Source organism: Nocardiopsis terrae, from assembly GCF_014651695.1.
Lineage (GTDB): Bacteria > Actinomycetota > Actinomycetes > Streptosporangiales > Streptosporangiaceae > Nocardiopsis > Nocardiopsis terrae.
The window spans coordinates 295,688-318,203 of sequence record NZ_BMXJ01000007.1 but is presented as its reverse complement, the minus strand read 5'-3'; the positions used below and the strand labels follow the sequence as shown (position 1 = coordinate 318,203).

22 protein-coding genes are annotated in these 22,516 nt (G+C 70.3%); 2 read left to right on the top strand and 20 right to left on the bottom strand.

Annotated features, from left to right (window positions below; genetic code table 11):
- Positions 1–259: 259 nt before the first annotated feature.
- Positions 260–2,404 (top strand): 1,4-alpha-glucan branching protein GlgB, encoded by a 2,145-nt coding sequence (glgB, locus tag IE195_RS21315; RefSeq protein ID WP_225943500.1) that lies wholly within the window; start codon positions 260–262, stop codon positions 2,402–2,404.
- Between the two features lie 114 nt (positions 2,405–2,518).
- Here glgB and IE195_RS21310 read toward each other — a convergent pair whose 3' ends face one another.
- From IE195_RS21310 to rpsB, 6 genes are all read right to left on the bottom strand, one after another.
- On the bottom strand, positions 2,519–3,700 hold the full coding sequence (locus IE195_RS21310) for a pyridoxal phosphate-dependent aminotransferase (protein ID WP_191274344.1): 1,182 nt from the start codon (positions 3,698–3,700) through the stop codon (positions 2,519–2,521).
- Positions 3,701–3,823: 123 nt separating this feature from the next.
- Entirely contained in the window at positions 3,824–4,777 is a 954-nt protein-coding gene (locus IE195_RS21305; protein WP_191274342.1) for a phosphatidate cytidylyltransferase, read from the bottom strand.
- 3 nt (positions 4,778–4,780) lie between these two features.
- Entirely contained in the window at positions 4,781–5,338 is a 558-nt protein-coding gene (gene frr / locus IE195_RS21300) for a ribosome recycling factor (RefSeq protein ID WP_191274340.1), read from the bottom strand.
- A gap of 59 nt (positions 5,339–5,397) precedes the next feature.
- Positions 5,398–6,141: a UMP kinase gene (pyrH, locus tag IE195_RS21295; protein WP_191274687.1), complete on the bottom strand. Its 744-nt coding sequence runs from the start codon at positions 6,139–6,141 to the stop codon at positions 5,398–5,400.
- A 171-nt stretch (positions 6,142–6,312) separates the two neighbouring features.
- A complete protein-coding gene (gene tsf / locus IE195_RS21290; RefSeq protein ID WP_191274338.1) occupies positions 6,313–7,149 on the bottom strand; it encodes a translation elongation factor Ts in 837 nt (278 codons plus the stop codon).
- Positions 7,150–7,282: 133 nt separating this feature from the next.
- Positions 7,283–8,239, bottom strand: a complete 957-nt coding sequence (rpsB, locus tag IE195_RS21285; protein WP_191274336.1) for a 30S ribosomal protein S2 — start codon at positions 8,237–8,239, stop codon at positions 7,283–7,285.
- Between the two features lie 341 nt (positions 8,240–8,580).
- On the opposite strand from rpsB, the gene IE195_RS21280 reads away from it, so the two are divergent.
- A complete protein-coding gene (locus tag IE195_RS21280) occupies positions 8,581–9,198 on the top strand; it encodes a M23 family metallopeptidase (protein ID WP_191274334.1) in 618 nt (205 codons plus the stop codon).
- 415 nt (positions 9,199–9,613) lie between these two features.
- On the opposite strand, the gene IE195_RS21275 is transcribed toward IE195_RS21280, so the two are convergent.
- The 14 genes from IE195_RS21275 to IE195_RS21210 all read right to left on the bottom strand — a co-directional run bounded on the left by IE195_RS21275 (position 9,614) and on the right by IE195_RS21210 (position 22,190).
- The gene (locus IE195_RS21275) at positions 9,614–10,522 is read right to left on the bottom strand and encodes a tyrosine recombinase XerC (RefSeq protein WP_191274331.1); all 909 of its coding nucleotides are present in this window, start codon (positions 10,520–10,522) and stop codon (positions 9,614–9,616) included.
- On the bottom strand, positions 10,519–10,878 hold the full coding sequence (locus IE195_RS21270) for a RidA family protein (RefSeq protein WP_191274329.1): 360 nt from the start codon (positions 10,876–10,878) through the stop codon (positions 10,519–10,521). The genes IE195_RS21275 and IE195_RS21270 overlap by 4 nt, the downstream gene beginning before the upstream one ends.
- 78 nt (positions 10,879–10,956) lie before the next feature.
- The gene (gene dprA, locus IE195_RS21265; RefSeq protein ID WP_229826364.1) at positions 10,957–12,117 is read right to left on the bottom strand and encodes a DNA-processing protein DprA; all 1,161 of its coding nucleotides are present in this window, start codon (positions 12,115–12,117) and stop codon (positions 10,957–10,959) included.
- A gap of 67 nt (positions 12,118–12,184) precedes the next feature.
- Positions 12,185–13,708, bottom strand: a complete 1,524-nt coding sequence (locus IE195_RS21260) for a YifB family Mg chelatase-like AAA ATPase (RefSeq protein ID WP_191274327.1) — start codon at positions 13,706–13,708, stop codon at positions 12,185–12,187.
- Entirely contained in the window at positions 13,708–14,079 is a 372-nt protein-coding gene (locus IE195_RS21255) for a YraN family protein (RefSeq protein ID WP_191274325.1), read from the bottom strand. Before IE195_RS21255 ends, IE195_RS21260 begins: the two co-directional genes overlap by 1 nt.
- Positions 14,080–14,730: 651 nt before the next feature.
- A complete protein-coding gene (locus IE195_RS21250) occupies positions 14,731–15,045 on the bottom strand; it encodes a DUF2469 domain-containing protein (RefSeq protein ID WP_191274323.1) in 315 nt (104 codons plus the stop codon).
- Positions 15,046–15,282: 237 nt separating this feature from the next.
- Entirely contained in the window at positions 15,283–16,158 is an 876-nt protein-coding gene (gene lepB / locus IE195_RS21245) for a signal peptidase I (RefSeq protein WP_191274321.1), read from the bottom strand.
- A 62-nt stretch (positions 16,159–16,220) separates the two neighbouring features.
- Complete coding sequence (gene rplS / locus IE195_RS21240) at positions 16,221–16,577, bottom strand: 50S ribosomal protein L19 (RefSeq protein ID WP_191274319.1); 357 nt, start codon at positions 16,575–16,577, stop codon at positions 16,221–16,223.
- Positions 16,578–16,755: 178 nt separating this feature from the next.
- Entirely contained in the window at positions 16,756–17,583 is an 828-nt protein-coding gene (trmD, locus tag IE195_RS21235; protein WP_229826362.1) for a tRNA (guanosine(37)-N1)-methyltransferase TrmD, read from the bottom strand.
- Between the two features lie 11 nt (positions 17,584–17,594).
- Entirely contained in the window at positions 17,595–18,113 is a 519-nt protein-coding gene (rimM, locus tag IE195_RS21230) for a ribosome maturation factor RimM (RefSeq protein WP_191274316.1), read from the bottom strand.
- Positions 18,114–18,263: 150 nt separating this feature from the next.
- A complete protein-coding gene (locus tag IE195_RS21225) occupies positions 18,264–18,506 on the bottom strand; it encodes an RNA-binding protein (protein ID WP_191274314.1) in 243 nt (80 codons plus the stop codon).
- 2 nt (positions 18,507–18,508) lie between these two features.
- Positions 18,509–18,991, bottom strand: coding sequence for a 30S ribosomal protein S16 (rpsP, locus tag IE195_RS21220; RefSeq protein ID WP_191274312.1), 483 nt, complete (start codon positions 18,989–18,991; stop codon positions 18,509–18,511).
- A 249-nt stretch (positions 18,992–19,240) separates the two neighbouring features.
- On the bottom strand, positions 19,241–20,833 hold the full coding sequence (ffh, locus tag IE195_RS21215) for a signal recognition particle protein (RefSeq protein ID WP_191274309.1): 1,593 nt from the start codon (positions 20,831–20,833) through the stop codon (positions 19,241–19,243).
- Positions 20,834–20,927: 94 nt separating this feature from the next.
- Positions 20,928–22,190: a hypothetical protein gene (locus IE195_RS21210; protein ID WP_225942529.1), complete on the bottom strand. Its 1,263-nt coding sequence runs from the start codon at positions 22,188–22,190 to the stop codon at positions 20,928–20,930.
- Between the last annotated feature and the right edge of the window lie 326 nt (positions 22,191–22,516).

Genomic DNA, 22,516 nt, shown 5'->3' with positions numbered 1-22,516 from the left:
GCAACCGACGGCAGCGGAGCCCGCGGCCGCGAAGAAGGCGCCCGCCAAGGCGGCCGCCGGCAGAACCGACGCCAAGGCAGCGCCGGGGAAGGCTGCGAGGAAGGCAACGGAGAAGACCTCGAAGACCGCGGAGAAGGCCCCGGCCGCGAAGAAGACGGCGGCCCGGAAGACGGAGCCGAAGAAGACCGCCGCGAAGAGGACCGCGCCCGGGAAGGCGGCGCCCAAGCGGACCCGCACACCCGCCGCCCCCGACCCGGAACTGGTCGCCGAACTGGACAGGGTGGTGGACGGCTGGCACCACGACCCGCATTCCGTCCTCGGCCTGCACGGACGTGACCTGCGCGTACTCCGTCCAGGAGCCGTCGGGGTCGACGCCGTCCTGCCCGACAACACCCGCGTCGCCCTCCCGCACCGCCACCGCGGGGTGTTCGCCGCCCGCCTCCCGAAGCAGACCGACGACTACCGGATCGCGGTCCGCTACGAGGAGGGCGGGCCGGAGCTGGTCGAGGCCGACGCCTACCGGGTCGCGCCCACACTCGGCGAACTGGACCTGCACCTGATCGGCGAGGGCCGCCACGAGGAACTGTGGCGGGCTCTGGGCGCGAACACGGCGACCGCGGACAGCCCCATGGGAGAGATACCGGGTACGGGCTTCGCGGTCTGGGCCCCGGACGCCCGCGGGGTGCGGGTGGTCGGTGACTTCAACTACTGGAACGGAACAGCGCACCCGATGCGCAGCCTCGGTTCCAGCGGCGTGTGGGAGCTGTTCGTACCCGGAACGGGCGACGGCGACCTGTACAAGTTCCAGATCCTGGGCGCTGACGGGCACTGGCGGGACAAGGCCGACCCGATGGCGCGGCGCACCCAGATGCCCCCGGCGACGGCGTCGGTGGTCACCACCTCCGAGCACGTGTGGTCGGACGAGCAGTGGATGGCCGAGCGCAAGGGCGTGCAGGCGCACCGCGCGCCGATGAGCGTGTACGAGGTGCACCTCGGTTCCTGGCGCCCCGGGCTGGACTACCGGGAACTGGCCGAACAGCTGGTGGAGTACGTCAGCGACCTGGGCTTCACCCACGTGGAGTTCCTGCCGGTGGCGGGCCACCCCTTCGACGGTTCGTGGGGTTACCAGGTCACCTCCTACTACGCGCCGACACCGCGTTTCGGTTCACCGGACGAGTTCCGGCACCTGGTGGAATCGCTGCACCGGGCCGGGATCGGGGTGTTCCTGGACTGGGTGCCCGCGCACTTCCCCAGGGACGAGTGGGCGCTGGCCCGGTTCGACGGCACCGCGCTGTACGAGCACCCGGACCCCCGCCGCGGCGAGCACCCGGACTGGGGGACGCTCATCTTCAACTACGGGCGGACCGAGGTGCGCAACTTCCTCGTGGCCAACGCCCTGTACTGGCTCGAGGAGTTCCACATCGACGGCCTGCGCGTGGACGCCGTCGCCTCGATGATCTACCTCGACTACTCGCGGGACTCCGGGCAGTGGGAACCGAACATGTTCGGCGGCCGGGAGAACCTGGAGGCGATCGACTTCATCAAGGAGCTCAACACCACGGTCTACCGGCGCAACCCGGGCGCGGTGATGATCGCGGAGGAGTCCACGGCGTACACGGGTGTGACCCAGCCGGTCGACCTGGGCGGACTCGGGTTCGGGTTGAAGTGGAACATGGGCTGGATGCACGACTCCCTGGAGTACGTGAAGAAGGAACCGATCCACCGCAAGTACCACCACAACGACATCACGTTCTCGATGATGTACGCCTACAGCGAGAACTACGTGCTGCCGCTGTCGCACGACGAGGTGGTGCACGGAAAGCAGGCGCTGTTCAACAAGCCGCCCGGCGACGAGTGGCAGCGCGCGGCCACACTGCGGGCCCTGCTCTCGTTCATGTGGTCCCACCCGGGCAAGCAGCTGCTGTTCATGGGCGGCGAGATCGCCCAGGGGGACGAGTGGTCGCACGAGGCCGGGGTGCCGTGGTGGCTGCTCCAGTTCGAGCACCACGCCGGGACGCAGAAGCTGGTGAAGAAGCTCAACGACACCTACCGTCCCCGCCCCGCGCTGTGGTCCCTGGACACCGACCCGGCCGGTTTCCGCTGGTTGGACGGGGGCGACCACGAGGGGAACACCCTCAGCTACCTGCGCCACGGCGAGGACGGCTCGGTGCTGGTATGCGCGGTGAACTTCTCGCCGGTGCCCCGACCGGGCTGGCGGGTCGGCCTGCCCTCCGAGGGCCGGTGGACGTCGGTGCTCAACTCGGACGAGCGCCGCTTCGGCGGCTCCGGGTACGAGGCGCCCTCCTCGGTGACGGCCGAGCCCCGGGAGTGGCACGGCCAGCCGTACTCCGCGGAGATCACCCTGCCCCCGCTGGGCGGGGTCTGGTTCGAGCCGGAGCGGTAGCCCGAACGCGGTCGGTCCGCGGTTCCGCGAGGTGAAGGGCCCCGGAACGGTCGCCGTCGGGCGAGCGTTCCGGGGCTCGCCCTCGCTCCGTGAGGAACCGGAGCGGAGCGTGGGCTACGCCCCGTTCCCGTGCCAGGCGGTCAGGCGGCGAACCGCCTCGTCGAGGACCTCGTCCTTCTTACAGAAGGCGAAGCGCAGCAGGTGCCGCCCCTCCTCCTGGTGGTCGTAGAACACCTTGGCGGGCACCGCCGCCACACCGGCCTCACGGGGCAGCGCCCGGGCGACGTCCTCGCCGTCCAGGTAGCCCAGCGGCCGGATGTCGGCCATCAGGAAGTAGGTGCCCTCGCACACGTTCACGTCGAAACCGGCTTCGGCCAGCCCCGCCGCGAGCCGGTCCCGCTTGTCCTGGAGCGAACGGCGCTGCTGCTGGATCCACTCCCACTCGGAGTCCAACGCGTCGGCGACCGCCAGCTGGAGGGCACCGTTGGCGGAGAAGGTGAGGAACTGGTTGACCGTGCGCACCGCACGGACCAGAGGTTCGGGGCCGGTGACCCAGCCGGTCTTCCACGCGGTCACCGCGAACGTCTTGCCCGCGGACGAAACAGACAGGGTCCGCTCCCGCATCCCCGGAAGCGTGGCCAGCGACACGTGCCGGCGCTCGTCGAAGGTGAGGAACTCGTACACCTCGTCGGTGACCGCGAGCAGGTCGTGGTCACGGCACACCCGGGCGATCTCCTCCAGCTCGGCGGCGGTGAACACCGTGCCGGTGGGGTTGTGCGGGGTGTTGACCATGATCAGCCTGGTGCGCGGGGTCACCGCGGCGCGCAGTTCGGCGGGGTCGAAGGTGAGGCGCCCGCTCGCCGGGTCTCGGCGCAGGGCCACCGGACGGCGCACCCCGCCCGCGAGGGAGATCATCGCGGCGTAGGAGTCGTACATCGGCTCGAAGACGACCACCTCGTCCCCGCGCTCCACCAGGGCCAGCAGCGAGGCCGCGATCCCGGCGGTCGCGCCGACGGTCACGTACACCTCGGAGTCCGGGTCGAAGTCCAGCCCCTGGTGGCGGGAGCGGTACCGGCTCACCGCCCGGCGCAGCTCGGGGCGGCCCGGGCCGGGCGGGTACTGGTTCACTCCCGCCGTGATGTTGCGGGTCGCGCCCTCCAGCAGGGATCGCGGCCCGTCGGTGTCGGGGAAACCCTGCCCGAGGTTGACGGAATCGGTCTCGACGGCCAGGCGCGTCATCTCGGCGAAGATCGTCTCACCGTAGGCGCGCATTCGTTCGATCAGCGGTTCTTCCACCCGTCGAGCGTATCCACCCGTCCGCGCGCACACGGCAGCCCGCCCCTCGGACACGGCGAGGGCCCCGGTCTCGTGGCGTCCGGCCGGTTGCCGGGCGCCACGAGGCCGGGGCCCGTCCCTCCCCTAAGGGAGGAGGAGGCTCAACACGACCCAGACCACGGGACCCGCGATGAGCAGCGAGTCCATTCGGTCCATCAGGCCGCCGTGGCCCGGCATGAACCGGCCCATGTCCTTGACCCCGAGGTCGCGCTTGAAGAGCGACTCGATGAGGTCCCCGACCGTGGCGGCCAGCACGACGGCCAGGCCCAGGACCACGCCGACCCACCAGGGGCCGTCCAGGAGCAGGGTCACGCACAGCGCGCCCGCCACCGCACAGCCCACCACGGAGCCGCCGAAGCCCTCCCAGGTCTTGTTCGGGCTGATCACCGGGGCCATCTTGTGCCGCCCCAGCATGATCCCGGCGAAGTAGCCGCCGATGTCGCTGGAGATCGTCACCACGATGAACACGAGGAGCCGGTACTGGCCGTCCTCCGGGTCCGCGATGAGCAGCAGCCAGGTGGCCAGCAGGAACGGCAGGTACACCAGGACGAACAGGTTGGCCGACGCGTCGGCGACGAACCCCTCCGCGCCTCCGCGCAACCGCCAGACCAGGCAGACGATCGCGGTGAGGGCGGTGATGCCCACCAGCCACTCCGGCCCGCCGAAATAGGCTCCGGCCTGCATCGCGACCCCGCCCACGGCCAACGGGGCCAGGGCCAGGGCCACGCCCTTGCCGCCGAAGGCCCGGTTGAGTTCGCGCAGCCCGATCAGCGCGGCCAGGGAGGTGATGACCGTGAACAGCTCCGGCCTGGGGAAGACCGAGAAGAAGACGAGCGCGCCCAGGACGCACCCGCTGGCGATGGCCACCGGGAGGTTACGGCCGGTCTTGACCGGATCGCCCCCCGGCTTGTGCAGCACGAAGCGCTGCCCGGCGGCCGTGTCCGTCACGGAGGACTCCGCCTCGGACGGGGAGGTGTCGTCGGGTCTGTGCTCCGGCGATTGGTCATCGCCTCCGGAGCCGTTGGAAGGTGTGGTCACCGGCTAAACCTCGAGAAGTTCAGATTCCTTGTGCTTCAGCAGCTCGTCGACCGAGGCCACGTACTTCTGCGAGAGCTCGTCCAGTTCGGCCTGGGCGCGGTGCGCCTCGTCCTCACCGATGTCGCCGGCCTTGACCGCCTTCTCGAAGCTGTCCTTGGCGCGGCGGCGCACGTTGCGGATCGAGACCTTGCTGTCCTCGGCCTTGGTGCGCGCGACCTTCACGTACTCCTTGCGGCGCTCCTCCGACAGGTCCGGGAACACCACCCGGATGACCTGGCCGTCGTCGGAGGGGTTGACCCCGAGGTCGCTGTTGCGGATCGCGTTGATGATCGAGGTGCGAGCACTGACGTCGAACGGGGAGATGACGACCATCCGCGGCTCGGGCACCGAGAAGGAGGCCAACTGGTTGATCGGGGTGCGGGCACCGTAGTAGTCGACGGTGATCTTGTTGAAGGTGGCGGGGGTGGGACGGCCGGTCCGGATCGTCGCGAAGTCCTCCTTCGCCACGGTCACGGCCTTTTCCATCTTCTCTTCGGCCTCAAGGAGGGTTTCATCGATCATTGGGGCGCTCCCGGATTCTCGGCTGGGTGTTCGTGGCTTGGTGCGTGGCCCGACGCCGTCTAGACGGAGGCCGGACCGACGATGGTGCCGATCTTCTCACCGCGGACGGCGCGCAGGATGTTGCCCTGGCTCATGAGGTCGAAAACGACGATGGGCAGACCGTTGTCCATGCACAGGCTGACGGCCGTGGCGTCCATGACCTTCAGGCCGCGGGTGAGGACCTCGTTGTAGTTGAGCTTGTCGAACCTGACCGCGTCCGGGTTGCGCTGGGGGTCGGCGTCGTAGACCCCGTCCACCTGGGTGCCCTTGAGGACCGCCTGGGCACCGATCTCCAGCGCCCGCTGGGCGGCGGTGGTGTCGGTGGAGAAGAACGGCGCGCCCAGGCCGGCGCCGAAGATGACCACGCGGCCCTTCTCCAGGTGGCGAATGGCGCGACGCGGGATGTAGGCCTCGGCGACCTGGCTCATGTGGATCGCGGTCTGCACGCGCGTGTCCACACCCAGGCGCTCCAGGAAGTCCTGGAGGGCGAGGCAGTTGATGACGGTGCCGAGCATCCCCATGTAGTCGGCGCGGCCGCGCTCGATCCCGCCCTCGGTGAGCTGCGCGCCGCGGAACATGTTGCCGCCGCCGACGACAACGGCGACCTGGATCCCCTCGGAGACCGCTTCGGCGATGGACTCAGCAACGTACTGGACGACCTCGGGCTCTATCCCGAGACCGCCACCGCCCGCGAACGCCTCCCCCGAGAGCTTGAGCATGACACGCTTCCAACCGGAATTGTGCATGGCTGGTGCGGTGGTCATCGCTTCGTTCTCCGACACGGCCTGCGGCCTCCCTTATTGTCCCCGAGTGGCACAGGGTCCCCCGAGTGTTCCTGCTGCGGGCAGAGCGCACGACAACGCCCCGAATCCGCCCATATCCACCGAAGGTGCCGGGGAGAGAAGTCTCCCCGGCACCTCCATCATCCCAAAGCCCTAGGCCTGGCCGACCTTGAAGCGGACGAAGCGCTTGACGGTGACGCCGGCCTCGTCGACGACCTTCTGGACCGTCTTCTTGTTCTCCTTGACGAACGGCTGGCCGAGCAGCGTCACGTCCTTGAAGTAACCGTTGAGGCGGCCCTCCACGATCTTCGGGATCGCCTGCTCGGGCTTGCCCTCCTCGCGGGTGGTCTCCTCGGCGATGCGGCGCTCGTTGGCCACCACGTCGGCGGGGACCTCGTCCTTGCTGACGTACTGGGGGGCCAGCGCGGCGATCTGCTGGGCGAGGTCCTTGCCGACCTCTTCGTCCTTCTTGTCCAGCTCGACCAGAACACCCATGGTGGGGGGCAGGTCCGGGTCGGACTTGTGCAGGTAGCTCGCGACGTAGGCGCCGTCGAACTTGGCGATGCGGCGGAACTCGAGCTTCTCGCCGATGATCGCGCTCTTGCCCTCGATGTAGGCCTGGAGGCTCTTGCCCGGCTCGATCTCGGCGGCGGCGACGGTGGCGAGGTCATCGCTGTCCTGCTCGGCGACGAAGTCGGCGACCTGGTTGGCCAGCTCGATGAACTGCTCGTTCTTGGCGACGAAGTCGGTCTCGCAGTTGAGCTCGACCAGGGTGGCCTTGCCCTCGCCCTGCTCGCGCAGGACCACGGTGCCCTGGGCGGCGGTGCGGTCCGCGCGCTTGTCGACGGACTTGGCGCCCTTGATGCGCAGGGCCTCGACGGCCTTGTCGTAGTCGCCGTCGGCCTCGGTCAGGGCCTTCTTGCAGTCCATCATGCCGGCGCCGGTCGCGTCGCGCAGCTTCTTGACGTCCGCGGCGGTGAAGTTCGCCATGACTCTTCTCGGTTCCCTTGGAGTGAAGTCTGATCTGGAAGTGGAGCGACCCGGGTGAGCACCGCGCGGGCCGCCCCGCCCACAGGGGGCGAGGCGGCACGCAGGCGACGGTGCGCCCGGAGGGGGCCGCTGACTACTCGGCGGCCTTGTCCTCGGCGGGGGCCGAGTCCTCGGCGGGAGCCTGCTCGGGAGCGTCCACCGGGGACTCCTCGGCGACGGCCTCGGCCGGAGCCTCGGCAGCGACCTCGTCGGCCGGGGCCTTGGTGGGGGTCTCGTCCGGAGCCTGCTCGGCGGCGGCCTCGGCGGCAGCCGTCTCGCTCTTGCCTTCGAGGAGCTCGCGCTCCCACTCGGCCAGGGGCTCCTCGGCGGCCTTCTCCTCGGTCGCGCCGGAGGCACCGGAGCGGACCAGCAGACCGTCGGCGACGGCGTCGGCGACGACGCGGGTGAGCAGGCTGACGCTGCGGATGGCGTCGTCGTTACCCGGGATCGGGTAGTCGACCTCGTCCGGGTCACAGTTGGTGTCGAGGATCGCGACGACCGGGATGTTCAGCTTGCGAGCCTCGCTGATCGCGATGTGCTCCTTCTTGGTGTCCACGATCCACACGGCGCTGGGCACGCGGGCCATGTCGCGGATACCGCCGAGGGTGCGGTCGAGCTTGTCCTTCTCACGGCGAAGGTTCAGCAGTTCCTTCTTGGTGAGCGTGGAGCCGGCGACGTCGTCGAAGTCGATCTCCTCCAGCTCCTTGAGGCGCTGGAGCCGCTTGTGCACGGTGGAGAAGTTGGTGAGCATACCGCCCAGCCAGCGCTGGTTGACGAAAGGCATGCCGACACGGCGGGCCTGCTCGTCAATGGCCTCCTGCGCCTGCTTCTTCGTGCCGACGAACAGGATGGTGCCACCGTGGGCGACCGTCTGCTTGACGAACTCGTAGGCGCGGTCGATGTACGCCAGCGACTTCTGGAGGTCGATGATGTAGATGCCGTTGCGCTCGGTGAAGATGAAGCGCTTCATCTTGGGGTTCCAGCGACGAGTCTGGTGCCCGAAGTGGACGCCGCTCTCCAGGAGCTGGCGAATCGTCACGACTGTGGCCATGACCTGGTCCTCCTTGCGGTGGCGGAAGCTTTCTCCGCCGTCGGTTGATCCTGACGCCCCGGCCGTACCGCCACGCCGCCGAAGCGGTGTGGACCGTAGGTGCGACCCCTCCCGGGGGAGGCGGGTGGGCGTGCGTATTGTGGTTTGGCCCAACGGGCCACGGATGATTCTATCCTCCCTCGGGCGCACCGTGGAACGGCCTCGTGTCCAGGTAGGTCACCGGATGCGCGGGGGTGCGCCGAGGGGGTGTCGGAGGGCGGCGGGCAGAGGCCGCGGCGAAGGTTTTCCACAGGCTCGGGGCGGGTCTGGCGAAGGACGTCCGCTCAGCACACCCTGGATACATGAGACACCGCCGCATCTGGCACCTCCTGCTCTCGCTCTCGCTCCTGCTCTTCCCCCTTCTCCCGTACCGAACCGCGCTGGCCGCGACCTCGCCCGAGGCTCCGTGGCGCTGGCCGGTGGATCCTCCGGTGCAGGTCCTGCGCCGCTTCGACCCCCCGGAGCAGCGCTGGCTACCCGGGCACCTGGGGGTGGATCTGGCCGCCGAACCCGGGCAGCCGGTGCACGCGGCGGGCCCCGGCCGGGTCCACTTCGCGGGCCGGGTGGCCGGGGTGGGCGTGGTGAGCGTCTCGCACGGCGGACTGCGCACCACCTACCTCCCGGTGGACGCCGCCGTCGCCCGCGGCGACCCGGTCACCGACCAGCCCCTCGGCACCCTGGCCGCCGAACCCCCGCACTGCCCCGCACGACCCTGCCTGCACTGGGGCCTCCTGCACGGTGACGGCTACCTCGACCCGCTGTCCCTCCTGGGCCGGGGCGAGATCCGCCTGCTGCCGTGGGGGAATCGTCCCGAAAGCCGTCAGCGTCGCCGCAGCAGCCCGTACACGCCGAACGCCCCTGCGGCGGCCGTCGGCACGGCCAGGAACAGCCCCGCCGTGGTCCGTCCCTGGCGTACGTGAGCACACTGTTCCCTCGTCCGGGAGTTGGCCCGTTCGTTCTCGAAGCGCGGATCGTCCGGTTGGAACAGCCACGAAACCACGGGATGGCAGGGACTGGGTTCGTGTGAGTCCAGGTGGTGACTGGACGGCGCCACGAGCAGCAGGAACACACCGACCAGCCCGAGGACCGCGGTCACCGCGCCCGCCAGCGCCACGGGTCGGAACCACGGGCCCACGCGAGGACCTGTGGGGGCTCGGTCTCCGGGTGCTGGCATACGTGGCCTCAGCATTCGTGGGGGTGTCGGAACCGCCGGTCGCGTCACGGATTCTTCGTCGACCAATCGGTCAGATGACCGGTCGGCCGTTCGGGTTCGGGCCTGGGCACCACTGTCGCCCCCGACCGCTTTCGGCCTTGACTGCCGGTGCGGAGGACAGCTCAGGCTCTGGGATGGGCCTGCTGGTAGGCGGAGCGCAGGCGGTCCACGGAGACGTGTGTGTAGATCTGGGTACTGCGCGGGCTGGAGTGGCCCAGGAACTCCTGGACGCTGCGCAGGTCCGCCCCGCCGTTCAGCAGGTGGGTGGCGGCGCTGTGCCGCAGGCCGTGCGGGGCGCTGTCCAGCCCGGCCGCGCGCAGGTGGGCGTGCACGTCCTCACGGGCCTGGCGGACACCGAGGCGACGGCCGCGCGCCCCCAGGAAGAGCGCGCTTCCGTTGTTGGCCCCGGTGGCGGGGACGGTGAGTTCGGGACGGCCCCCGGTGATCCAGGCGTCCAGGGCTTCCAGGGCCGGGGCGCCCACCGGGACGGTGCGTTCCCGGTCCCCCTTGCCCAGCACCCGGACGGTGTCCCGGGAGCGGTCGAGGTCGGCCAGGTCCAGGGCGCACAGTTCGGCGACCCGGACACCGGTGGCGTAGAGCAGCTCCACGACCGCGTGCCGGCGCAGCTCCACCGGCGACTCGGGGGCTGCGGCCGACAGGGCGGCCCCGACCTGTTCCTCCTGCAGAACCGCGGGCAGGGAGCGCTGCTGGGCGGGGGTGGCCAGGCGGGGCCCGGGGTCCGTCGCCAGAACCCCTTCGCGGTGCAGGTAGCGGGTGAGGGCCCGCACCGCCGCGACCCGGCGGGCGACCGTGGAGCGGCTGGCCCCCCGGGCACGGGCGGTGGAGAGCCAGGCCCGGACCAGCGGCACGTCCAGGTCGGCCGGGGTGTGTCCGTGCTCGTCGAGATGGATGAGAAGGGATCGGAGGTCGGCCAGGTACCCGCGCACGGTGTGCGGCGACCTGCCCAGCTCGCCGGAAAGGTACGCGGCGAAGCGCTCCAGAACCCCGGAGGCGGGTTCGGGGGCTGTCACGCCCTCTCCCTGGGCAGGCAGGCGACGGCGTCGATCTCCACCAGGAAACGGGGGTCGACCAGTCCGCTCACCTCGACCAGGCTCGCCGCCGGGAGGTGTCCCTCGGGCAGGGAGTCCAGCAGCGCGGCGCGGAACTCGTCCAGGTCGGCGATGTGTCGGAGGTAGTAGGTCAGTTTCACCACGTGACCGAGGTCGGCCCCGTGCCGGGCCAGGATGGCTTCCATGTTCCGGAAGATCTGCCGGGTCTGCCCGCCCGCGTCCCCCACGACACCACCGTCGGGGGCCGTCGGGGTCTGTCCGGAGACGAACAGGAGCGGGCCGTCGGCCAGCAGGGCGTCACTGTACGGTTTGGCCATAGCGGAACCGTACCCGCGAGGCGGCCCCGGTATCCGCCCGTCATCCCGTTCCTGCGCTCCCCGCTGGCCCCGTCCGGTTCACCGGTGCCCCCTCCGGCCGCCGCGCCCGGGCAGACGCCACCCGGCCGGGCAGCGTTCCGCCAGGCCCGCGGCGGCCAGCATTCCCAGGGAGCGGATCGTGCCCTCCAGGTCCCCGCCGCTGTTCAGGGCCACCGTGGCCGTTCCCGCCCCCTCCGGGGTGAGCGCCCCCAGGACCCGGGCGGTCTCCGGGGCCAGGTCGGCGTCGATCCGCGGCCTCCCCTCATCCACCAGGGCCCCATCCAGGGGAGTGACCTGTTCCACCACGTCGTCGACACCGGTGACGCAGGTGGCCCTGCCCTCGCGGAGGAGCCGGTGGCAGCCCACCGAGGTCGCGGAGGTCACGGGGCCCGGGACCGCCATCAGGACCCGGTGCAGGTCGTTGGCGTGCGAGGCCGTGTTGAGCGCGCCGCTGCGCCGACCGGCCTCCACCACCACGGTGCCCGGGGTGAGTGCCGCGATGACCCGGTTGCGGACCAGGAAGTCCGGGGCACGCGGGGTACGGCCAACCGGGCGTTCGCTGACCAGCGCCCCGGTCCGGGCCACGTCCGCGAACAGCCCCGCGTGCCCGCGCGGGTAGTCCATGTCCAGGCCGCAGGCCAGGACCACCACGGTGCGCCCCGCCGCGTGCGCGGCCCGGTGCGCCGCTCCGTCGATCCCGTAGGCCCCGCCGGAGACCACCGTGTAGGAGCGTTCGGCCAGCCCGTAGGAGAGCTCCGCTGCCACGTGCGCACCGTAGGAGGTGGCGGTGCGTGACCCCACCACCGAGACCGCCCTCAGGCACAGGTTCCGCAGGTCGCCCAGGCCCCGGACCCAGAGCCCGTAACAGAGCCGACTTCCCCGGGGCTCGTCGAGCCGCCCCGGCCACTCCGGATCCCCGGGGGCCACGAATCGCACCCCGGCCTCCGCGGAGGCGTCGAGAAGCCGGTCCGGATCCACCTTTCCGGACCGCTGTGCCCAGCCCCGCCACCTCCGGGCAGCGTTCCCCCACGCTTCCACCGGCGGCGAATCCGCCGGCCCCGGTGGCGGCGCCCCCGAGGCCAGGGCCGACCACACCGGGGCCGCACCGTGTTCGGCCACCATGGCCCCCAACCAGGGGTCGCTCGGCGGCGCCACCGCAGTCAGGCAGACCCGGGCCCGCACCTCGTCCTCGTCCCCCACGCGTCCCCCTCACCCTTCCCGAACCCGCTAACGGCGGGCGGCACCCCTGGCCGCCGGTCACACACCCTCACCAGGCACGCCCGGACCACAGGGCGTAGGCGTAGGCGGTCTCCTCCTCTCCCGGTCTGTCCCGTCCGGCGAGGTCCGCCAGGGTCCAGGCCACCCGCAGTGCCCGGTCCACGCCCCGGGCACTGATCTGTCCCCGGTCCATGGCCCGGCCCAGGACCCGCAGGGCCGTCGGCTCCACCGGAAAGTCCCGACGCAGCCGCGCGCCGGGGATGGCCGCGTTGGTGTTCCACGGGGTGTGTTCGAGCCGTTCCCGGGCGCGGCAGCGGGCCTGCGCCACCCGGGCGGCCACCGTCTCGGAGGACTCGGCGAAGGCCCGGTCTGCGAGCAGCTCGGCCCGGGCCACCGGTTGGAGCTCCACCTTGAGGTCGATCCGGTCCAGCAGCGGACCGGACAGCCGGGAGAGGTACCGGCGACGTTCACCGGCCGGGCAGGTGCAGAGGTTCCCCGGTTTGGCGCAGGGGCACGGGTTGGCCGCCATCACCAGTTGGAAGCGGGCGGGAAAGGTCACCGTGGAGGACGCCCTGGCGATCACCACCTCGCCGCGTTCCAGCGGTTCGCGCAGCGAGTCCAGTACTCCCCGGCCGAACTGCGGAGCCTCGTCCACGAAGAGGACCCCCTGGTGGGCCTTGGACACCCACCCCGGCTGCGGGTTTCCGTGGCCGCCCCCGATGATCGAGGCGCGACTGGAGGTGTGGTGAGGTGCGGCGAAGGGCGGAACGGTGACCAGCGGGGACCCGGGAGGGAGCAGCCCGGCCACCGAGTGGATCGCGGTGGCCTCCAGAGCCTCGCTCGGGGTAAGCCTGGGCAGCACCGTGGGCAGGCGTTCGGCCAGCAGACTCTTACCGGTGCCCGGCGGGCCGAGCATCATCAGGTTGTGCCCGCCCGCCGCCGCGACCTCCACCGCGCGCCGGGCCACCGGCTGCCCCAGCACGTCGGCGAGGTCGACCCCCCGATCTCGGAGGTCGGTCCGCTCCGGAACCGGCCCCTCCCCCGGGTGGTCCGGTTCTCGGCCCTCGCGCAGCCAGTCGCACAGCTCTGCGAGGTCGGTCACCGCCGTCACCTCGACGTCGGGGACCAGCCGGGCCTCCGCCGCGTTGCCCGCAGCCACCACGAACCGTTTGAACCCCTGCTCCGCGGCTGAGGCCATGGCTGGCAGCACCCCGTGTACGGGACGGGCCCGACCGTCCAGACCTAGTTCGGCGATGAGCACAGTGTCGGCCAGCCGCTCGGCGGGGACCTCGCCCGCGGCGGCCAGGACCGCGCCCGCGATGGCCAGGTCGAAGAGGCTTCCGGACTTGGGCAGGCTGGCCGGGGAGAGGCTGACGGTGATCTGGCCGCTGGGCCAGCTCTCGGAGCTGTTGGCCACGGCGGCACGGATCCGGTCCCTGGCCTCGCGCAGGGCGGCGTCGGGCAGGCCCACCAGGGTGACCCCGGGGTCACCGCCGCCCAGGTGCACCTCCACCTCGATGACGTGTCCCTGTACGCCCAGCAGGGTCACGCAGTGGGTCCGGGAGAGCGACATCAGGCCATCCCCCGTTCGTGGGAGACGAACACGCGGCCGCCGGTGACCAGCACACAGAGCCCGTCGATGCGCAGCGGGCCCGGGGCGCAGCGGTGCTGCGCGGCCCAGGTCCGGCCCAGCCCGCGCAGGCGGTGCCGTTTGCGCGCGGTGATGGCCTCCACCGGGTGCCCGTGCCTCAGCGAGGTCCTGGTCTTGACCTCGGCCACGACCAGGACGGGGCCGTCCCGGGCCACGATGTCGATCTCCCCGGCGCCTCCGGGGGCGCACCAGTTGCGGGCCACCACCCGCATCCCCGCGCGTTCCAGATAGGCCGCGGCGAGCTCCTCGCCGCGGCACCCCAGCTTCCTTCGGTATCCGGCCCACCGATCCACCGGCGACCACCTCCCGTTACCACGGTCGGTGATCGGCGTCCGGCGCACCAGGGGTCAGTTTTTTCCTGTGGAAAACCCACTCCCGGGGCCGCCCTGGAACACCTGCTCGCCACCCCAGCCGTAGGAGAACTTCCCACCCGTGCACCTGAGCCACAGCAGGAGCCGCATCCCCGCTCACCGTCACGCCCGGGGGTGTGCCCGCCCTCCGCCCTCAACCACAGGGGGGTACTCCCTACTCACCTCGGCCATGGGAGAACCCCCCGCCCGCCTGAGCCACGGGGGTGCCCCTATCTGCTCACCCCGATCCCAGGAGGAATGCCTGTTCTCCCACCTGAGACACGGTGATGCACCCTCCCGCTCACCTCAGCCCCAGGGGGTGCCCCTGTCCGCGCACCCCGACCCCAGGGGGATCCTCTTCCCGCTTACCTTCGCCCCAGGAGGTGCCCCTGCCTGCTCGCGGTCACTCCAGGGGGTGTTCTTTCGTTCGGGCGCGGGAGTGTTCTGCAAGACGAGTCAAGCCGCCAGCGAGGAACGAGCCAGGCGTAGACGAGGATGAAGAACGCTCCCCTGAGGCGCCCGAACACGGTCCGAAGCGAAGCGGAGGACCCAAGCAAACACAGGGAGGCCCAAAGCAAACACAGCAAACACCCCCTAGTCGGTCGGGGGCAGTTCGAGGTCGGACTTGGTGATCTCCTCGACGTTCACGTCCTTGAACGTCACCACGCGCACGTTGCGCACGAACCGGGCGGGACGGTACATGTCCCAGACCCATGCGTCCTCCATCACGACCTCGAAGTACATCTCCCCGTTCTCGGTCGTCCGGGGTTGCAGGTCCACGTGGTTGGTGAGGTAGAAACGGCGCTCGGTCTCCACCACGTAGCCGAACAGGCCGACGACGTCGCGGTACTCGCGATAGAGCTGGAGCTCCATCTCGGCCTCGTACTTCTCCAGGTCCTCAGAACTCATGTGCGCGCTCGCTTTCGTCAGCACTCTCCGGGCGTGGTCTGCCGGTTCCCCTCACGTGGACACCGCCGCAACCCGGCTTGTTCCCGCCGCGGCCGTGTGCCACGCGTTCGGAGAACGCCAATACGATCCGAGATCCATGATGCGTCACGGAACGGGCTTTTGTACCTCATCGAGCGAATTTCCTTCGACGAATCAGTCACCCGCACCACGGGCACCACCGTCACCTGTGACATTGCGTCATTGGTCGGACTCGTTCAGTTCATCGAAGGACGGCGGGACGCTCAACGCCCCCGCCTGGTCGAACGGCCAGATGATGACGAAGGCGCGCCCCACGACGTGGTCGATCGGCACGGCCCCGCCGCCGGGGTTGTTCTGGTTCAGCCGGGAGTCGTAGGAGATGGCGCGGTGGTCACCCATCAGCCACAGGTACCCCTCCGGCACCTCGACGGGGCCGAACTCGGTGTGGCTTTCGACGCTCCCCGGGTGCAGGTAGGCGTCCTCCTCCAGGGGCTCCCCGTTGACCATGACCCGGTTCTGGTCGTCGCAGCACTCCACGGTGTCACCCGGCAGACCGATGACCCGCTTGATGTACTCCTTGCCCGTGGGGGCCGCGCCCAGTTGCTGCTGCACCCAGGTGAAACCGCGGCTGATCGGGTTGGCCGGCTCGGGGGGCTGCACGATGGTCGGGTCGTCCCACGACCCGTCACCGTTGAAGACGATGACCTCGCCGCGCTCGATGTCACGGATCTGGTAGACCACCTTGTTCACCAGGACCCGGTCGCCGACGAGGAGGGTGTTCTCCATCGACGACGAGGGGATGTAGAACGCCTGCATAACCCAGGTTCTGATCACGAACGCCAACACGAGGGCGATCACGATCAGGATGGGCAGTTCCTTCCAGAACGACCCCTGCTTCGCACTGCTCTTGGACTCGCCCATGCCAGCGTCCGCCCTTTCCTCCGGCTCCTGGCCAGCGGCGCCGGAAACACCACTGGCTCCCAGGCGCTCATGCGTCTGGGAGCCAGTGGCGGAGCTGTGCTCCTCCGGGCCGGGCCGGGCGGAATCCTCGTGCCGGACCCCGTCCGCGCCGAGGTCCCTCTCGTCTTTGCTCATCGGCCGAAAGCCTATCCTGCCGCCCGGCGGGGCGGTGTGGTTCCGGACCGATCAGGCAAGACCTACTTCTTGGGCTCGCGGCGCTCGCGGATGCGGGCGGCCTTGCCGCGCAGGTCGCGCAGGTAGTACAGCTTGGCGCGACGCACGCGACCGCGGGCGGCGACCTCGTACTTCTCGACGGCCGGGGTGTGGATGGGGAAGGTGCGCTCCACGCCCACGCCGTAGCTCACCTTGCGAATGGTGAAGGTCTCGCGGTTGCCCGCGCCCTGGCGGCGGATGACAACGCCCTTGAAGACCTGGACACGGGTACGGGTGCCCTCGGTCACGCGGACGTGAACGTTGAGCGTGTCACCCGGACGGAACTCCGGAACGTCGGTGCGAAGCTGAGCCTTTTCCAGCTCCTGAATGGCGGTGTGCATCTCGCGAATCCTCATCAATAGCGCGCCGCGTCCTGCTCCCAGGCTGTTCCGGGGAGGGGGTTCACGGGCGAGGCCCTGTACTTGGGTCTGACCAGTCGAACCGCCCGGTGACCGACACAGAGGCCGACGTCGTGCCGCCGGCATGCGGATGCCTTGGGGTCACCAGGGGGGAACTCACCTAGTTTGCCACATGTTCCCCGCCGCCCTGAACCGGCTGGTCTCCAGCGGCCCGATCCGTCCGGACCCCGCCGCCTCGGACCGGCTCCTCGGCGAGGACCTCGCGGTCCCGTCCGTCCAGGCTGTCGGCGGGCATGGACCCGATGAGGTCGGGGCGGTTGCGGGCGGTCTTTCGCAGCGCCTGGTCGCGGCGCCAGCGGTCGACGGCGCCGTGGTTACCGGAGAGCAGCACCGGCGGGACCTCCTGGCCCCGCCACGTACCCGGTTTGGTGTACACCGGCCCCTCCACCAGGTGTTCCATCCCACCGGAGGCGAAGGAGTCCTGGACGTGCGACTCCCGGTTCCCGAGCACTCCGGGCAGCAGCCGGGTGATCGCCTCCACCATGACCAGCGTCGCCGACTCGCCCCCGTTGAGGACGTAGTCGCCGATACTGACCTCCTCGACCGGCATGCGCCGAGCCGCCTCGACGGCGACGCGGGAGTCGATTCCCTCGTAGCGCCCGCACCCGAACACCAGGTTCTCCTCCCCCGCCAGGCGTTCGGCGTCGGCCTGGGTGAAGGGGCGTCCGCTCGGGGTCGGCAGGATCAGCCGGGTGGGCCGGTCCGCCACGACCTCGTCGAGGGCCTCCCCCCACGGCTCGGGCTTCATCACCATGCCGGGACCCCCGCCATAGGGGGTGTCGTCAACGGTGTTGTGCCGGTCGTGGGTCCATCCGCGCAGGTCGTGGACGTGCACGTCGAGTAGGCCCGCCTCGCGCGCCTTTCCGATCAGCGACAGTTCCAGGGGAGCGAAGTAGTCGGGGAAGATACTGATGATGTCGATGCGCACTGCGTACTCGTTCAGTCGGTGTTCTGCAGGTCGAGCAGGCCGGGCGGCGGATCGAGCACGATCCGTCCGGCTGCCACGTCGACCTCGGGGACCAGGGCGGCGACGAACGGAACCAGGACCTCGTGCCCGGCCTCGGCGGTGATGACGAGCACGTCCTGGGCGTGGTGCAGGACGTCGTCGACGGTGCCCACCGTCTCGCCCCCGGTGGTGACGGCGGTCAGGCCGACCAGTTCGTGGTCGTGGAACTCGTCGGGGTCGTCCAGGGGGGCGATGTCGGCGGAGTCCACCAGCAGGGCGGTGCCGCGCAGCGCCTCCGCGGCGTCCCGGTCCGCCATCCCCTCGAAGCGGACGAGCAGCCTGCCGCTGTGCCGCCGGGTCGAGGCGATCGTCAGCGGACCGGCCGAGGCGGGGTCCGTCCGGAGTACGGCGCCGGCGGTGAACCGGGCGTCGGGGTCGTCTGTGCGCACGTCGACGGCGACGTCGCCGCGGATACCGTGCGCGCGGCCGATCCGGCCCACCACGAGTCGCATGAGTGCTTTCCTTCGATCGTTGTCGGTGTTCCCCGCTGTCCCCCGTTCGGGAACGGCCCACGGGGAACGTCGTGCCCGGGTCCGCTCACACGGTCCCCGGGCACGAGTTCGGGGCGCCGACCGTCAGCGGTCGGCGCCCCAAGAGGCGCGTCAGCGCACTTCGTTCAGGTCCAACAGGTCCACACGGACGTAACGGCCGCCGGCGAGAGAGCCGACGACGGTCCGCAGTGCCTTGGCGGTCCGACCGTTGCGGCCGATGACCTTGCCAAGGTCGTCTGGGTGGACCCGGACCTCCAGAACCTTGCCCTTGCGGAGCCGCTTGGCTCTCACCTGGACGTCCTCGGAGTTCGCAACGATCCCCTTCACGAGGTGCTCAAGCGCCTCTTCCAGCACGATTAGGCCTCGCCCTCGGACTTCTTCTCAGCCTCGGCGTTCTCGGCGGGCTTGTCGGCCGCCTTCTCCGCCTTGTCCGACTTCTTCTCGGCCTTCTCAGCCTTGTCGGCCTTCTTGGCCTTCTTCTCCTGGCCGGGGAGCACGAGCTCCTTCAGCGCGGCCTGGAAGGCGGCTTCCTTGGCCTCGGGGTCCTTGGCCTCGGCGACCTGGAGCGGAGCCGGGGCGGCCAGGCCCTTGAACTTCTGCCAGTCACCGGTCTTGCGCAGGAGGACCTTCACCGCGTCGGACGGCTGGGCGCCGACGGACAGCCAGTACTGGGCCCGCTCGGAGTTGACCTCGATGAGGCTCGGGTGCTCCTTGGGGTGGTACTTGCCGATCTCCTCGATCGCCTTGCCGTCACGCTTGTTGCGGGCGTCGGCGACGATGACACGGTACTGGGGCGTACGGATCTTGCCCATACGCTTGAGCTTCAGTTTGACAGCCACTGGAGTGGTCTTCTCCCGAATAACGGTGTTAGGCGCCTGACAGGCGGCCCACGTGGGGTTGTGGAACCCGTCGAGGCAGGACGTGGGTGGCGGGCTAGTTAGAGGGCCGGCCCGGCCACCGTTAGTCGACTACTCATTGTGCCAGACGCGGACGTGTTCCTCGGACAGGACACCGCCACGCGTCCGCCCTCCGCGCGGAAACACCCGCGGCCCGGCCGGAGGGTTCCGGACGGGCCGTGGCGGGTCTCACTACTTCTTGGGCAGTTTGAAGTTCGACAGGTCGGGCATGTTGGGCCCGCCCAGACCGGGCGGCAGGTTGGGCTGACCGCCGCCGAGGCCCGGAGGAAGCTGGGGCATCTCCTGGCCGCCCTCCTCCTGGCGCCGCTTGCGTTCGGCCTCCCGCTCGGCCTCCTGCTGGCGTGCCTTCAACGGGTTACCGCTGCGCTGCTTGCCCTTCTTGGCCTTCTTCGCCTGGGCCTTGGCCTTCTTCTTGTTGCCGCCGCCCGTGCCGGGCATCCCGGGCATCCCCGGCATGCCGCCACCGCTCTTCATCTTGCGCATCATCTTCTGCGCCTCGAAGAAGCGGGTGACCAGACCGTTGACGTCACTGACCTGGGTGCCGGAACCGTTGGCGATCCGCAGACGACGGGAACCGTTGATCATCTTCGGGTTGGCCCGCTCGCCCGGCGTCATCGACTGGATGATGGCCTGGATGCGGTCCAGGTCCTTGTCGTCGATGCCCTCGATCTGGTCCCGCATCTGCCCCATACCGGGCATCATGCCGAGCAGGTTGCCGATCGGGCCGAGCTTGCGGACCATCGCCATCTGCTGGAGGAAGTCGTCCAGCGTGAAGTCGTCGTCCGAGGCCATGGTCGAGGCCATCTTCTCGACCTCGGCCTCGTCGAACGTGCGCTGGGCCTGTTCGATGAGGGTGAGGACGTCACCCATGTCCAGGATGCGCGAGGCCATCCGGTCCGGGTGGAAGAGGTCGAAGTCCTCGAGCTTCTCACCCGTGGAGGCGAACATGATCGGGCGGCCGGTGAGGTGCCGGATCGACAGGGCCGCACCGCCGCGGGCGTCACCGTCGAGCTTGGTGAGCGCGACCGCGTCGTAGCCGACACCGTCCAGGAAGGCCTGGGCGGTGTTGACCGCGTCCTGACCGATCATGGCGTCGACGACGAAGAGGATCTCGTCGGGGCTGACCGCGTCGCGGATGTCCGCGGCCTGCTGCATCATCTCGGTGTCCACACCGAGGCGGCCCGCGGTGTCGATGATGACGACGTTGTGGTTGTTGCGCCGCGCGTGCTCGATGGACTCCCGGGCGACGCTGACGGGGTCACCTACGCCGTTGCCCGGCTGGGGGGCGAAGACCGGGGTACCCGCGCGCTCACCGACCACCTGGAGCTGTGTGACGGCGTTGGGGCGCTGGAGGTCGGCCGCGACCAGCAGCGGGGTGTTGCGGTCGTCGGAGAGCCACTTGGCGAGCTTGCCCGCGAGGGTCGTCTTACCCGCGCCCTGCAGACCCGCGAGCATGATCACGGTGGGCGGGTTCTTCGCGAACCGGACCTGCCTGGTCTCGCCACCGAGGATCTCGACCAGTTCCTCGTTGACGATCTTGATGACCTGCTGGGCGGGGTTGAGGGCCTTGGAGACCTCTTCGCCGCGGGCGCGCTCCTTGACCCGCGAGATGAACTCGCGGACCACCGGCAGCGCGACGTCCGCCTCGAGCAGCGCGAGACGGATCTCCCGCGCGGTCGCGTTGATGTCCTCCTCGGACAGCCGCCCCTTGCCGCGCAGCGAGGAGAAGACCGATGTCAGCCGGTCGGAAAGCGTCTCGAACACGAGTTTGGCCAGTCCTTCGTCGTCGGAATTGACTTCCTAGCCTACCTGCCAGCCCCCACCCGCAGGAGCCGGTGCGTCCCCGGGGCGGGTACCGCTACTCTCCCCCGGTCTCCTCGGCCTCCTCGGTGCCCTCGCCGCCGGTCTCCCCGTCGCCTTCGCCCTCGGTGTCCCCGGTCTCCTCGTCGCCGCCCGAGAGGGTGGCCTCGCGCTGTTCGGCGAGGGCGGTGAGCATCTCCTGCTGCTGGTCGGAGCTGAGCCCGCTGGTGGACAGCCGGGCCTCGCCCTGGATGTCGTCGTAGGTCCGCGGTTCGGGGGTGGTGATGTCGTAGTTGGCGTCACAGGCCAGGTCGAGGGTGCCGCCCGCCTCCAGGGCCCCGTTGTCGGAGCACTCCTGGTCGCCGATCTCCTCCTGGCTGAAGGTGACGTCCATCCGGACCAGGACCGTGCCGCTGCCCGAGGCGCCGGCGTCGCGTAGGGTGCCGGACCAGGTGCAGTGCGGCCCCTCCTCGCACTCCATGGCGGGCTGCCCGTCCCAGCTGACCTCGATGCGCGCGTCGCGGGAGGAGGTGAGCTCCTCCTCGACGGTGGTGGTCAGGCCGGTGTACAGCTCCTCGGCCGCGGTCTCGTCGGCCCGGGCCAGGTCCAGGCGGACCTGGGGGCCGGTCTCGCCGCCCTCGGGGACCAGCTCCTCGATCTCGATGCGCAGGATCTGGTTGGTCTCGGCGTCGATCCACAACTGGTTGCGTTCGCCGTCGAGGTCGATCCGGTAGGCACGGGTGTCGTCGAGGTTCTCCTCGACCGCCTCCTCGTCCTCCAGGCCGATCCCCTCCAGGATCGTCGAGAGCGTCGGCGGGGCGAGCGTGTTCTGCGGGTTGATGCCCGCCTGTTCGGCGGACGAGCGCACCCAGGTGCCGCCGAACTGGTCGCTGTCCGGGCCGAAGACCCCCTTGTCCAGCCAGAACTCCTCGTCCGCGCGCAGGAAGAGCTTGTCGTCCGCGGCGACCAGCTCGGCCTCGATCCCGTTGGCGCGGACGGTCCCGCTGGACGCGCCGCCGTCGGCGACGGTCAGGGTGGTCTCCTGGATGTTTCCGCCGACGGTCGGGGCGACCTGCCCCTCCGCGGTGAGCGCGGGGTAGGCGGCCAGGTCGGTCAGGGCCTCTTCGAGCAGGGGTGCCGCCTCGACCGGCTCCGCGGCCTCCTCGGTGGGCTCCGGCTCCTCGTCCCCGCCGCCGAGGCCGCATCCGGCCAGTCCCAGCGCGGTGATGGTGGACACCGCGGCGAGGGCGAGCCGTCGGCTCCCGGAGCCGGTGTCCACCGAGTACGCCCTGGGGCCCCTGTTGCGAGTAACCGGCGCCATCTTGCCTCCTGACCCCGACCTGTGGGGTGCTGATCCGAATGCGCGTGAAGTAAGCCGTCGGGAGGGCCCGGGCGTTGGCACCGCCCTGCCTCTCCGCAGTGTGGGATGCGGGTGCCGATCCGCCGGTTGCGTCCGATGGAGCACTGCTCGGACCGCCCCGGCGCTCTTCGCCGTTCCCCCGGAACCGGGTCGGCCGCCGCACCGCCACGAAAGGGTATCGAACAAGGGCGCGGCTCATTGCCAACACCAGCCCATGAACACGTACATATGAGTGGAATCCGTCGGCCGCACGCAGGGGGAACACGGACGGGGCCGGCGGGGAAATC

Excerpts from the sequence above, each read along its gene's own strand:
- IE195_RS21270 (WP_191274329.1), bottom strand. The coding sequence starts at position 10,878 with ATGGCCAAACCGTACAGTGACGCCCTGCTGGCCGACGGCCCGCTCCTG.
- rpsB (WP_191274336.1), bottom strand. The coding sequence starts at position 8,239 with ATGGCCACAGTCGTGACGATTCGCCAGCTCCTGGAGAGCGGCGTCCAC.
- tsf (WP_191274338.1), bottom strand. The coding sequence starts at position 7,149 with ATGGCGAACTTCACCGCCGCGGACGTCAAGAAGCTGCGCGACGCGACC.
- frr (WP_191274340.1), bottom strand. The coding sequence starts at position 5,338 with ATGATCGATGAAACCCTCCTTGAGGCCGAAGAGAAGATGGAAAAGGCC.
- IE195_RS21280 (WP_191274334.1), top strand. The coding sequence starts at position 8,581 with ATGAGACACCGCCGCATCTGGCACCTCCTGCTCTCGCTCTCGCTCCTG.
- rplS (WP_191274319.1), bottom strand. The coding sequence starts at position 16,577 with ATGCACACCGCCATTCAGGAGCTGGAAAAGGCTCAGCTTCGCACCGAC.
- lepB (WP_191274321.1), bottom strand. The coding sequence starts at position 16,158 with ATGAGCAAAGACGAGAGGGACCTCGGCGCGGACGGGGTCCGGCACGAG.
- IE195_RS21210 (WP_225942529.1), bottom strand. The coding sequence starts at position 22,190 with ATGGCGCCGGTTACTCGCAACAGGGGCCCCAGGGCGTACTCGGTGGAC.
- pyrH (WP_191274687.1), bottom strand. The coding sequence starts at position 6,141 with ATGACCACCGCACCAGCCATGCACAATTCCGGTTGGAAGCGTGTCATG.
- IE195_RS21260 (WP_191274327.1), bottom strand. The coding sequence starts at position 13,708 with ATGTCGCTCTCCCGGACCCACTGCGTGACCCTGCTGGGCGTACAGGGA.
- IE195_RS21250 (WP_191274323.1), bottom strand. The coding sequence starts at position 15,045 with ATGAGTTCTGAGGACCTGGAGAAGTACGAGGCCGAGATGGAGCTCCAG.
- rimM (WP_191274316.1), bottom strand. The coding sequence starts at position 18,113 with ATGCGACTCGTGGTGGGCCGGATCGGCCGCGCGCACGGTATCCGCGGC.